The 12,051-nt window shown below is 47.4% G+C and carries 9 protein-coding genes and 1 pseudogene; 4 read left to right on the top strand and 6 right to left on the bottom strand.

The features are described from left to right. Positions 1 to 421 precede the first annotated feature (421 nt). Together RIG27_RS33765 and RIG27_RS33760 are read left to right on the top strand one after the other, a co-directional pair. Positions 422 to 1,192 (top strand): annotated as a pseudogene (locus RIG27_RS33765) (filamentous hemagglutinin N-terminal domain-containing protein); the annotation flags it as partial. A gap of 2,562 nt (positions 1,193 to 3,754) precedes the next feature. Beyond that, the gene (locus tag RIG27_RS33760; RefSeq protein WP_446351397.1) at positions 3,755 to 5,749 is read left to right on the top strand and encodes a CHAT domain-containing protein; all 1,995 of its coding nucleotides are present in this window, start codon (positions 3,755 to 3,757) and stop codon (positions 5,747 to 5,749) included. Between the two features lie 162 nt (positions 5,750 to 5,911). Here the strand turns inward: RIG27_RS33760 and lepB are convergent, their stop codons facing one another. Continuing rightward, on the bottom strand, positions 5,912 to 6,532 hold the full coding sequence (gene lepB, locus RIG27_RS33755) for a signal peptidase I (protein ID WP_446351395.1): 621 nt from the start codon (positions 6,530 to 6,532) through the stop codon (positions 5,912 to 5,914). 208 nt (positions 6,533 to 6,740) lie between these two features. Between lepB and RIG27_RS33750 the strand changes: the two genes are divergently transcribed. Both RIG27_RS33750 and RIG27_RS33745 read left to right on the top strand, forming a co-directional pair. After that, on the top strand, positions 6,741 to 8,060 hold the full coding sequence (locus tag RIG27_RS33750; protein ID WP_446351394.1) for a dihydroorotase: 1,320 nt from the start codon (positions 6,741 to 6,743) through the stop codon (positions 8,058 to 8,060). 169 nt (positions 8,061 to 8,229) lie between these two features. Beyond that, positions 8,230 to 8,745: a DUF1499 domain-containing protein gene (locus tag RIG27_RS33745; protein WP_446351393.1), complete on the top strand. Its 516-nt coding sequence runs from the start codon at positions 8,230 to 8,232 to the stop codon at positions 8,743 to 8,745. Positions 8,746 to 8,861: 116 nt separating this feature from the next. Here RIG27_RS33745 and RIG27_RS33740 read toward each other — a convergent pair whose 3' ends face one another. The 5 genes from RIG27_RS33740 to rpmI all read right to left on the bottom strand — a co-directional run bounded on the left by RIG27_RS33740 (position 8,862) and on the right by rpmI (position 11,652). Next, positions 8,862 to 9,278, bottom strand: coding sequence for a hypothetical protein (locus RIG27_RS33740; RefSeq protein ID WP_446351392.1), 417 nt, complete (start codon positions 9,276 to 9,278; stop codon positions 8,862 to 8,864). A 211-nt stretch (positions 9,279 to 9,489) separates the two neighbouring features. Beyond that, complete coding sequence (locus RIG27_RS33735) at positions 9,490 to 10,017, bottom strand: tetratricopeptide repeat protein (protein WP_446351391.1); 528 nt, start codon at positions 10,015 to 10,017, stop codon at positions 9,490 to 9,492. A 36-nt stretch (positions 10,018 to 10,053) separates the two neighbouring features. Continuing rightward, positions 10,054 to 10,836 carry a transporter substrate-binding domain-containing protein gene (locus tag RIG27_RS33730; protein WP_446351396.1) on the bottom strand — a complete coding sequence of 261 codons (783 nt, stop codon included), beginning with the start codon at positions 10,834 to 10,836 and terminating at the stop codon, positions 10,054 to 10,056. Between the two features lie 212 nt (positions 10,837 to 11,048). Further along, on the bottom strand, positions 11,049 to 11,405 hold the full coding sequence (gene rplT, locus RIG27_RS33725; RefSeq protein ID WP_446344651.1) for a 50S ribosomal protein L20: 357 nt from the start codon (positions 11,403 to 11,405) through the stop codon (positions 11,049 to 11,051). Between the two features lie 49 nt (positions 11,406 to 11,454). Then, positions 11,455 to 11,652, bottom strand: coding sequence for a 50S ribosomal protein L35 (rpmI, locus tag RIG27_RS33720; protein WP_446344649.1), 198 nt, complete (start codon positions 11,650 to 11,652; stop codon positions 11,455 to 11,457). Positions 11,653 to 12,051: the final 399 nt, after the last annotated feature.

Here is a 12,051-nt window from a genome sequence, read left to right as displayed (position 1 = left end):
AAGTTTCCTGTTTGGAAAAAACGTTGTGGATGAATAGATGAGGTCAATGGTGGTAGGTGTTAGGTTTTTTAGCCTCCAACAGACACCCGACATCCGACACCCGACACCCGACACCCAACACCCTTGCTCAACCGAGCTTTTTTCACCTTAAGTTGACACCAATGGGGCAATGCCCACCCTACGGTATATCAAAGGTTTTGGCGATCTCACAATGCACACTTTTCAGTGCCATTCGTTTTAAAGAGGCTGAAACCCTTGCCGTGCCGTTACTTGGGGGGAATGCTTGCTTTTTGCCAAACGGGATGCTCTCGTCTCCAAATCATTGCGAACCGATAAATTTTGTGAACTTATTCATCCAAGAATAGACAATTAGGGACACTGTGTAGTATGTATAAACGTAGCACAAACGGGTGATCTACCAATGCCAATAAAACCAGATCAGTGGTACTGGCGTTGCTTATACTTCTGGCTATTTGTTTGCCCAGAAATGTTGGGCGCGATCGCGTTGGGTGCGATCGCGTCATTGTCAATTAGTTCTCCAGGATTAACGCAACCTATCACCCCAGCCGTAGATGGGACGGGAACGGTGATCACGGTGGAGAATAACCGCATCGATATTTCTGGTGGGAGTCTTTCTGGGGATGGCAAAAATCTCTTCCACAGTTTCCAGGAGTTTGGCTTAGACGCTGATCAAATCGCCAACTTTATCGCTAATCCTAATTTAAATCATATTCTCGGTCGTGTGATTGGGGGTGATGCGTCTCTAATTAATGGGTTAATTCAAATAACTGGCGGGAATCCCCATCTATATATCATGAATCCAGCCGGAATTATTTTTGGTGCGAATGCTCAATTAAACGTCCCGGCTGATTTTATCGCTACCACCGCCACTGGGATTGGTTTTGGCGATAACCAGTGGTTTAATGCGGTGGGTGTGAATGCCTATCAGGATTTAATCGGTAAGCCGAATCAGTTAGCCTTTGATTTAGCGGAAGCGGGAAGTATTTTTAATGCTGGCAATTTAGCCGTATCAGAGGGGCAAAACTTAACCCTACTGGCGGGAAATGTAATTAATACGGGAACCATTACCGCACCCGGAGGAACGATTACTGTGGCGGCGGTTCCCGGTTCTAATTTGGTCAAACTTTCGCAACCAGGACATTTACTCTCTCTGGAAATTGCCGCACCCAGGACTCCCTCCGGAAGCCTGTTACCTGTCACGCCTCTGGATTTAGCGGAATTATTAACGGGTGCAGGGGAGACAGGGGAGACGGTTGAGGTGAATCAATCGGGAACCGTGCAACTCACCGATCGCAATGTAACATTTCCCCAAGATACAGGAATGGTGCTGGTTTTTGGTGGGATTAATGTGGCGAATGTTGACACACCAAGCGGTATAGGGGGTGAGATTAATGTGATTGGCAATCATGTCGGTCTATTTTCCGCCCATCTGGATGCGTCTGGAATCAAGGGTGGGGGTAGAGTGCGAGTTGGTGGTGGGTATCAGGGACAAGATATCTTACCCAATGCCATTGAGACAACAGTGAGTCCAGATTCCACGATTCACGCCGATGCTTTAACTGAAGGGAATGGCGGTAAACTTGTGATTTGGTCAGATCAAACCGCCCAGATTCATGGTCAATTAACTGCACGCGGCGGCACTTTTGGCGGAAATGGGGGATTGATTGAAACCTCTGGTCAACAGGCGCTTCATTTAACCAGTATCCCCGATGCATCTGCACCCCAAGGGATAGGAGGAACCTGGTTAATTGACCCCACCGATATCACGATTGTGGAAAATGGTGGCGGTGAAATTGGCACGAACCAGGTAAATGTAGGTGATATTAACACAGCCCTGAATAATGGCAATACTGTGATCATTACCACCAGTATTTCCGGGGATACGGGTTTAGGCACGATTACCCTAGACAGTGGTGCAGCGATTCATAAAACGGCTGGGGGAGAGGCGACGCTGACGCTTCAGGCAGACGATACAATTACTCTGAATGAGCTCATTAGTGCCAATAGTGGTGAGTTAAATCTGAATCTATTTGCCGATACCGATAACAACGGCGAGGGACAAATCCGCATCAATCAGCCTATTTTAACTAATGGCGGTGCGATCGCGGCGACGGGGGCTAGTCCCAATTCCCCCAGTATCATAATTAATGCAGAGATTAACGCCGCAGGTGGAGATATCACCCTAACCGGATCAAGTCTTAATCCCAGCCAAGGTGGAATTCAGGCGGACGTAATTCGCAGCGATGGCACAACTCAGGGTGAACAAGCGGGTGCGATTCATCTGACTGCGTCTGGGGATATTACCGCCACCGAAATTTCCGCGATTTCTGAAAGTTCGACGTTAATTGGTCATGGGGGTGATATTACCATCAATTCCGGTGGGAATATTGCCATCGCTGATGATATTCTCACCCATGCTGATCAGGGAAATGGTGGGATGATTAACCTCGATGCGGCGGGAATGATCGAGATTCATGATATTGTCTCGGCAACCAATATGGGGAATGGGGGTGATATTACACTCAAAGCGGGTGGTTATTTGTCCATTCCGGGAAATATCCTCACCTATACCGGAAGTGGTAGGGGTACAGGCGGCGATGTGACGATAGAAGCGGCGACGATGGGGATTAATTCTATCTATGCTACCGGGGGAACGTTAGGAAGTGGAACCATTACGATTACTAGCGATGAAATTGATATTGGTACAGCCGTCAGTAGCCAGGGGGGAAGGCTTTGGCTTCAGCCTTTGACACCGAGTCAAGGGATTGTGATTGGTGGCTCAAGGAACGACACGCCGGCGTTGGATTTGACGGCAACTGAATTAGAAAAACTCTGGGATGGCTTTAACTCAATTACCATCGGTAAACTAGAGAGTCAGGGGACGATAACATTGGCAAACCCCATTCAATTTAATGATCCGGTGCATCTGGCGGGGGGTTCAGAATTAATTGGACCGAATGTGGATACGAAGTTCACGATTACGGGTACAGATGCGGGTAAGGTTAGTGGTTTTAACTCCCCGTTAACCTTTTCCTCCATAGAAACAATTCGCGGCGCAAGCGCGGATGATACGGTTCAATTTAATACCAGTCAAGCGGGGATTAGCGGTACGATTGATGGCGGGGCGGGGAATCTAATTCTAATTGGCGATGAGTTAGATCTTACTGGGAGGATATCGGGAACGGGGAATGTAACCCTGCAACCCCTAACCCCAAGTCAAGGGATACAACTGGGAGGAACAGATAATCAGAGTCCGAGTGTTTTAGAGTTAACTACAGCCGAGTTGAATGTACTGCAAAATCGTTTTAGCTCCATGACAATTGGTGGGAGCAATAGCGGTGGTGTAATTACGTTAGCGGGGGATATCACGTTCAAAACCCCGGTTACGTTGCAAGTTCCTCAGGGTCATGGTTCAATCAATACCACCGGGGGAACGATTCGGGGAGAGGAGAATGGGGCGATTACCCTGGAAGCGAATCAGGATATTATTACAGGTGATATTTTTAATCGCGATCGCGCCTTAAGTCTGGAGAGTCACCAGGGGACAATTACCACCGGAAACCTGCAAGCGGGTGCGATCGCGCTAACCACGAATGGCGGTACGATTAGCATTGCCAGTACGGATGGGATTAGGTTTTCCGGTTCAGGTTTAATTCAAACCCATGGCGGAAACATTATTCTCAGAGGAAGAGAGATTAAGGGGGGTGGGATTACCCTGAATAGTGGTAATCCCATGGGTGATGGGGGAGATATTTATCTTAACGCGAATTCGGGTGACTTGGCAATGGGTAATCTGAATAGTCAGGGATTGAGGGGAGGTGACATTCAAATTCAAGCCGCCGCCAACATCAGCGCAGGTGCGATAAATAGTCGAGGGAGTTCCGGGGATGGCGGAGATGTCACCCTGAGTGGGATGGGAGATATTCAGGTGAATACGATTAATACTCAAGGGGGAAATCAGGGGAGGGGGGGTGATGTGGATATCAGCGCCAGCCAATATCTCCGGGTGAGGGATACCTTTACCGATGACAATGGCACAGACGCCAGTATTTCCACGGTTGGCGGTAACGCTGGGGGAGAGATTATCCTTCGCCACGGCGGGAATGAACTTACCCCCTTTTCCGTCAAAGAGGCACAAATTAATGGTACAGCCGGGGTTATCACCACGGGAGAAACGCAAATTATCCCAGTGCGATCGTTCTCTCGGAGTTACCGAGAGGGAAAGATACAAATTCTGCGCCAGGATCTCCCCATTCCTACGATTAAACATTCACCGATCAATCCTATAGATATCCTGCCACCGCATCCAGTCAGCGAACCCCTTAACCTAGAGATTGACAGGTTGGTACGAGAAGCATTTCCAGAATCCACCCCCTCTGTCTCCTCAACACCCCCCACCGCCACCACTGAAGTGATTCACCAAGAAAGCCAATTCACGAATGCTTATACCCGTTATCTGGGGATTAAGACGCCTCGTACCGTTACCCCCCAAGAAACTCAAACCAAGTTGAGTGAAATTGAACAACTGACTGGGAGTAAACCTGCCATCATTTACGCCTTTTTTACCCCCCAATTCTCAACCTCAGAACCAACCCACCCCAACGATCAAACCACTGAATCAACCAACAGTCTCTGGCGATTCAACCCTTCCATTCCTCAACACCAAAAACCTGCCATCCTCACCAATCCTCAACCCAGCGATCAATTAGAACTGGTGTTAGTCACGGCGTCTGGCGATATTATTAAACGTTCTGTACCCGGTGCAACCCGAGAGACAGTGCTACAACAAGCGCTAGAATTTCGTCGTGCGGTGACGAATTTCCTCTTTCCCTCTCCTTATAAACCTTCAGCACAACAGCTTTATCAGTGGTTAGTCGCTCCCCTAGAAGCGGAATTAGCAGCCCAACAGATTACAAGTCTTAGCTTTATCATGGATAGCGGGTTGCGTTCCTTACCGATTGCTGCCTTGCATGACGGGACAGGATTTATTATTGAAAAGTACAGTGTGGGGTTAATGCCTAGTTTTAGCCTCACAAATACTGATTATCAGACTATTAAAGATACTCCTGTTTTAGCGATGGGGGCGTCTGAATTCCAGGAACAAGACCCGTTACCGATGGTTCCCCAAGAGTTATTTTTAATTACTCATCAATTAGGGTTGGGTGAGTCTTTTTTGAACCAAGGATTTACTCTAGAGAATCTCCAACAAGCCCGCATTGCCCAACCATTTGGTATCTTACATTTAGCCACCCATGGTGAATTTAAACCGGGTCAAGTTAGGAATTCCTACATCCAGTTTTGGCATAACCGATTAACCTTGGATAAACTGCGGCAGTTACATTTAGATAATCCCCCGGTAGAATTGTTGGTGTTAAGTACTTGTAGTTCAGCATTAGGGGACAAACAAGCCGAGTTAGGATTTACCGGATTAGCACTACAAGCAGGGGTAAAATCGGCGCTAGGTAGTCTTTGGTCAGTCAGCGATACGGCAACCTTAGGACTGATGACGACATTTTATCAAAAATTAAACCAAGCACCCACCAAAGCCGAAGCCCTGCGTCAAACCCAACTCGCGATGATCCGGGGTGAAGTCCAATTCGATGGGGATGAATTAGTCACGCCATCGCGTCGAATTCCCTTACCTGATCGATTTCTGAATCCAGGAAATGTTAGTCTGAATCATCCCTATTATTGGAGTGCTTTTACGCTGGTGGGGAATCCTTGGTAAAAACCTTGCACTTGTTGGGTCTAAAAATGGCTTTAAACCCTTGTATAGTATAGCTTCCCGATTAATTCAGCAAGCCCTAACTATAAGTAGGTAGGGACAATAAAAGTTAACGCCTGAGATCTTCTTGACCTCCCCTGCCAGCTTAACCGAAAACGTTTCACTCTACTGAATGTTGCTTCTTGAACGGGATGCTTCTGGAGCCACAGATTCAATCACATCGACTTCACCTACCCGATTGAGGGGCCAAAAGCGGACGATCGCTCGTCCAATAATCTTGTCACGCGGGACAAAACCCCAATAGTGAGAATCGTAGCTATTATTGCGATTATCTCCCAACACCAAATAATTGTCCTCAGGCACAGTCACAGGTCCGTAGCTGTATTCGGGTTCCTCTTCGATATATTGTTCCCGCAAGGCTTGATCATTGACATAGACTCGTCCTCCCTTCACCTCCACGGTTTCGCCAGGAAGACCAATCACTCGCTTGATAAAGGCGTCTTTGAAATTTTGCTGCTTGAGCGCATCTGTGGGAGAAAAGACGACAATATCTCCGCGCTGGGGTTGACGGAAGTTATAGCTGATCTTATCAATAATCAAGCGATCGTTAATCTGAAGGGTGGGTTCCATAGAACCCGAAGGGATATACCGCGCTTCTGCCACGAAGCTGCGAATCCCGATCGCGAGAAAAACACTCAAGCCAATGGTCTTGAATCCCTCTACCCAGGGATTTTCTGGCTTTTGTACCGATTGTTTTTCAGGGTCTCGATTTTGGGCACGAGTCATAGCCGTTGAATCACCTTAAGCAATTACGAGTTGGACGATGGAGAAAAATCAGGGGAGGAAAATCAGTGGAGAAAAATCAGCCGATTAGTAGGCTCATCTCTTCCAATTTAACCGAAGCGGTTATAACCGACGGGGTTCCTCTAGTAACTGGACAAAATTCGCTTTAAAGTAGGAATACTGAAGCTATTGGGAATTTTAGCATTTTCTTATGTCCTCTGACTCAAGCTTACTCATCCGCCATGCTCGTATTCTCATGCCCACAGGGGACATTTTGCTGGGAGATGTCCTCACTCGTGGTCGAGAAATTGTCCAAGTTGCCCCAGACATCTCAGCTTCAGCAGATAGGGAAATCGACGCGACAGGGTTAACAGTGTTGCCGGGAGTCATCGATCCACAAGTTCATTTTCGCGAACCGGGCTTAGAACATAAGGAAGACTTATTTACCGCTAGTTGTGCTTGTGCCAAGGGAGGCGTTACCTCATTTCTGGAAATGCCCAACACTCGCCCCCTAACCACAACTCAAGCCGCCTTAGACGATAAGCTGAAACGGGCATCTGAGAAGTGCTTAGTTAACTACGGCTTTTTTATTGGCGCAACACCCGAAAATTTGCCCGATCTGCGTGAAGCACAGCCGACCTGTGGGATTAAGATATTTATGGGTTCAATGCGTGGGGACTTATTGGTGGATAGCGAGGAAGCCCTCGATCCAATTTTTGCCGAGGGAAGCCGACTAATTGCGGTTCATGCTGAAGATCAACGGCGAATCCGGGAACGGCGGGAAAAATTTGCTGGAATTAATGATCCGGCAATTCACTCCCAGATTCAGGATAACCAAGCCGCCCTAAATGCGACTCAACTCGCGCTGAAACTCTCGAAAAAATATCAGCGACGGCTGCATATTCTGCATCTGTCTACCGGGGAGGAAGCCGAGTTACTGCGTCGAGATAAACCCAGTTGGGTAACCGCCGAAGTCACACCCCAACACCTGCTACTCAATACCAGCGCCTACGAGAAAATCGGCACATTGGCACAAATGAACCCCCCCTTGCGATCGCCCCAGGATAATGCCACCCTTTGGCAAGCGCTATTAGATGGCGTCATCGACTTTATTGCCACGGATCACGCCCCTCATACCCTAGAGGAAAAAGCCCAAACCTATCCCAATAGTCCATCAGGAATGCCGGGAGTAGAGACATCCTTAGCCTTAATACTCACCCAAGCCATACAAGGACGCTGTACCATTACCCAAGTCTCCAACTGGATGTCTACGGCTGTGGCTAAAGCCTATCGCATTCCCAACAAAGGCGCGATCGCTCCCGGTTATGATGCCGATTTGGTCTTAGTAGACTTAGAAAATTACCGTCCGGTGAAGCGAGAGGAACTCTTAACTAAATGTGGCTGGAGTCCCTTTGAAGGCTGGAATTTGACGGGATGGTCAGTGATGACTATTGTTGGGGGTCAAGTGGCTTATGAACGGGGAAAACTGCACACAGATGTACGCGGTCAAGCCTTGAGGTTTGATGGGTAAAACTGTGACTTTTTCCTTGGCTTAAGGAGTAATAAACATTCTGCCTTGGAACCTTCTACCCTCTGCCTTTTGCTATCCCTCAAACCTACCTTGTGTGAATGATTAATTAAGGCAAAGGACAAATGACGAATGACAAAGGACAAATGACGAGTGACAAAGGACAAATCCTATGACATTAGAAGCGCAAAAGCGATCGCCACTTAAAGCTATTTTGATCGTCTTGATTGCTTTAATTTTCATTGTTGCCTGTTCTATAGGCGTAACCTTAACTGTTTCAGGAGGAGAGATGTTTGCTGGAAAACGACCCACGAATCTTGGCATTGAGTCAGGGAAATTAACTGCCTGTCCCGAAAGCCCAAACTGTGTCAATAGTCAAGCTCAAGATGCCCAACATAAAATTGATCCGTTAACCTATAAATCAGCACCAGCTAAGGCAATAGCTGACCTGAAAACCGTGATTGAGAACATGGAAAGAACCAAAATTATCACGGAATCAGAGAATTATCTCTACGCCGAATTCGCGACTAAGCTGATGGGGTTCGTCGATGACGTAGAATTTTTCCTAGATGAAGGAGCGAATGTTATCCATGTTCGTTCAGCATCGCGTTTAGGACAATCCGATTTAGGCGTAAACCGCAAACGGGTGGAAACCATTCGCGCCCAATTCAACGAACTGCAAAGCTAACAGGACTTACGCACAAACGCCATTTATGGTAGGGGCACGGCATTGCCGTGCCCCTACAGGTAGCTTGGATATACTATACTTCATCAACCAGCAAATAGGCTGTAAGTGATGGGGACTCACTGCTTTTTCATGTCACGAGCCATTTTGCGGAACATATCCATGCTAGAATCGCTAGAGCTAGCACGGCGGCGCTCAAAACTGTTTGGCTGTGGCTCACTCACTGGTTGGTTTTGAGGAGTTTTTAGCGGTTCAGGAGTGGCGCTGATTTGTTTATTGGAACGGATGACTTGCCCAAAAGCAGAGGTTTCTACCTCCTGCTCTAAACCCTCCCCTAGGTTATCTTTCTTTTTTGCAAACCGCTTCTTTACAGATGTGGGCGATCGCATATAGTTAATATCACCAAACGTCTTGGCGTCATCCGGCTCCAAGAAGTAGGCTCGCCGCTTTTGGGCTTCTGCTGCTTGTTCGGCTTCGTCTGTCTCCTCATCGACGTACTTGCTCTTTAACCCAAATAAATTACTCAGAAATCCCATAGCGAACTAATCCTGCCCTTAATTGATTGCCTTTGTTACTTTATGTTAACAATAATTAATAATTATGTAAATGTTGTTCTAAAACTAGCTGAGTGAGGTAATAAACTGTGTAGTTCTTCTGCACTACATTGGTCAGGGATAGCCTGTAAACCTGTAGAGACGTTGCAGGCAACGTCTCTACAGGATCTATGTAGTTCAAGCCGCAGAAAATTTAACTGGATGGCACTAGCCGCTTGCGGAGGGATTCGGCTCTCCGCTTCGCCGTATCATTCTTCGGTTCATGCTTGAGCGCTGCTTCATACGCCTCTAACGCTTGAGCGGTGAGCTGCTTGCGCTCGTAAACGTGACCCAAGTTATTGAGAGCCGTCACATAATCTGGCTCTCGTTTTAAGGCTTCCTTATACTGGCGAATGGCAATATCGTATTGATCTTGGGCAAAGTAAGCAAAACCGAGAGCATTATGAACCGGAGCTAGATTGGTTTCTGAAGCATCTGGAGCTTTAAGTCCCTTTTGGAATAGAATAACAGCTTGAGCAAAGAGTTTCTTGTCCAGATAGATACTGCCCAACTCGTAGTAGTCTTGGACTGATCCTCGCTCTTTTTGCAGCTTTTTCTCCAACTTGGAGAGGGTGTTTTCGATTTTACGGGTTTTGAACACTTGGCGGATTACTGCCAAAGCTGCAACGCCAAGCAGAACTAACAATATGATTAGATAAGTTTGTGGCAGGGTTTCATCCATAATCCTGGAGAACTATATGAGATAGGTTTCCACTCTTCATGGTAAACCCCAAGCGGCAGCACGTTCAGCTAACCAACCTTCGGCGTGCCAACGTTCGATCGCCTGATTGACTTGTTGTCGCAGTTCGGTATATTGCAATCCTTTAGGCATCACTATCGCCAAAGCTTCACCAGATAAGCGATAGGGGAGCAATCGATACGCTGGGTATTGCTGCACCCATCCTGTCAGAACACTCTGATCAGCGGCAAAGGCATTAGCGTCTCCCGCCTCAATAAGCGATCGCGCTTCTTGGTAGGAGTCAACGCCGACTAATTGGGCATTGGGTAAAGCATACTTGATCACTGGGATTGTACTCGATCCCTTGAGAACTGCAATAGTTTGGTTGTCTAAATCGCTCAACAGATTAATTGAAGCATCTTTGGTGATCATCCCTGCACCATCCAAATAATAGGGGATACTGAAATCAACTAAGCGGGCGCGGGAGTCAGTGATCGTTACTCTAGCGATCGCAATATCAACCCGATCCTCAACTACCACACTCAAGCGATCGCGATTCGTCACTGGCTGCAAAACCACCGCCTCTGGATTCCCTAGCAATTCTTTAGCCAGTCGTCGGGCGATATCAATTTCTAGTCCTTGTAGCCTTCCCGTCGCATCGCGAAAGCCCAAGGGAGGCACATTATCTTTTACCGCAACAATTAATTGACCCCGTTGCTCAATTTCTGCCAATTCAGCCGGATAAGCGGATGGAGGTTGTAAAACAGCCACCCCCATCAATCCAAGTGCTAAACCGACGTTAAAAAATCTTTGGGCGATCATCGGTTTCATTTGAGATTAGTGATTGAGCAGCAGGGATTGGAGAAGTGTTGAGTATGTAGGGGCGGGTTTAGGGAATGAAAGCGCAAGCTATTGATGATAACCTTGGTTCAAAACCCGCCCCCTGCTTCCCCTGCTCCCAGACGTGCCATGGCACGTCTCTACATTGCTCCCCCTGCTCCCTCTGCGATCTCAACCGACACACTCTAACGAACTTACTTCGCGCCTTGGCTAGCAAGTTCTACAACCTTTTGAAAGCTGGCGGGATCTAATACAGCTAATTGTGCCAACATCTTGCGATTGATTTGAATATTCGCCTTTTTCATCTGACCCATAAGCTGACTGTAGCTTATGCCATGCTGACGAGCGGCTGCATTAATGCGAGTAATCCAGAGGCGGCGAAAATCCCGCTTGCGCTTGCGGCGATCGCGATAAGCGTTCCGCAGTGCTTTCATCACCTGTTGATTGGCTGTACGGAAGAGTTTGGAGTGAGAACCCCGATATCCTTTTGCCAGCTTGAGAACTTTCTTGCGTCGTTTCCGGGCGACGTTACCCCGTTTTACTCTTGTCATTGACTGTTCCTATTTGATACGAGCTAGATGGTTATTCGTCTAAAGCAGTCTAAAAATAGGGAAGCATCAGGCGCACATTATCGGCATCCCGTTCATTGACCAAGTTCAATTTCGACAGACGCCGCTTCCGTCCTGAGTTTTTGCGCTCCAGCAAGTGACTCTTAAACGCCTTGCGTCGTCTAATTTTACCGTTTCCGGTGGGTCGAAAACGTTTCGCGGCTGCTCTACGGCTTTTTAGTTTCGGCATAAACAATTTGAAATAAGGACACAATCTATAATTGTACTACTGTTTCGGTCTGTATCGTAAAGATTTAATCTACACCGGGCTATGTCAGGGTGAGAGGCAATACGGTTGGGTTAAGGGAAGCAAGGGCTGTAGGGGCGACCCGCCGTACTCAATTGGCATCACTGAACCCTTAATTTTATCGGGTCGCCCTAGACAAAAACCGCGAGATTTTAATCATAAATGGCAACAATCGCGACAATTCCAGGTCAACACCACCCGGTATTTTTAATTATCGGATAATACTGTAGGGGCGACCCGCCGTACTCAATTGGCATCACTGAACCCTTAATTTTATCGGGTCGCCCTGGACAAAAACCGCGAGATTTTAATCATAAATGGCAACAATCGCGACAATTCCAG

Origin of the sequence: Coleofasciculus sp. F4-SAH-05, assembly GCF_040222985.1 — a bacterium.
Lineage (GTDB): Bacteria > Cyanobacteriota > Cyanobacteriia > Cyanobacteriales > Coleofasciculaceae > Coleofasciculus > Coleofasciculus chthonoplastes.
This window is presented reverse-complemented; position numbering and strand designations above follow the sequence as displayed.

What these genes read in the sequence shown, in the direction of transcription:
- lepB (WP_446351395.1), bottom strand. Translation starts at nt 6,532, where the DNA reads ATGACTCGTGCCCAAAATCGAGACCCTGAAAAACAATCGGTACAAAAG.
- RIG27_RS33740 (WP_446351392.1), bottom strand. Translation starts at nt 9,278, where the DNA reads ATGGGATTTCTGAGTAATTTATTTGGGTTAAAGAGCAAGTACGTCGAT.
- RIG27_RS33745 (WP_446351393.1), top strand. Translation starts at nt 8,230, where the DNA reads ATGACATTAGAAGCGCAAAAGCGATCGCCACTTAAAGCTATTTTGATC.
- rplT (WP_446344651.1), bottom strand. Translation starts at nt 11,405, where the DNA reads ATGACAAGAGTAAAACGGGGTAACGTCGCCCGGAAACGACGCAAGAAA.
- RIG27_RS33760 (WP_446351397.1), top strand. Translation starts at nt 3,755, where the DNA reads ATGGGTGATGGGGGAGATATTTATCTTAACGCGAATTCGGGTGACTTG.
- RIG27_RS33750 (WP_446351394.1), top strand. Translation starts at nt 6,741, where the DNA reads ATGTCCTCTGACTCAAGCTTACTCATCCGCCATGCTCGTATTCTCATG.
- RIG27_RS33735 (WP_446351391.1), bottom strand. Translation starts at nt 10,017, where the DNA reads ATGGATGAAACCCTGCCACAAACTTATCTAATCATATTGTTAGTTCTG.
- rpmI (WP_446344649.1), bottom strand. Translation starts at nt 11,652, where the DNA reads ATGCCGAAACTAAAAAGCCGTAGAGCAGCCGCGAAACGTTTTCGACCC.
- RIG27_RS33730 (WP_446351396.1), bottom strand. Translation starts at nt 10,836, where the DNA reads ATGATCGCCCAAAGATTTTTTAACGTCGGTTTAGCACTTGGATTGATG.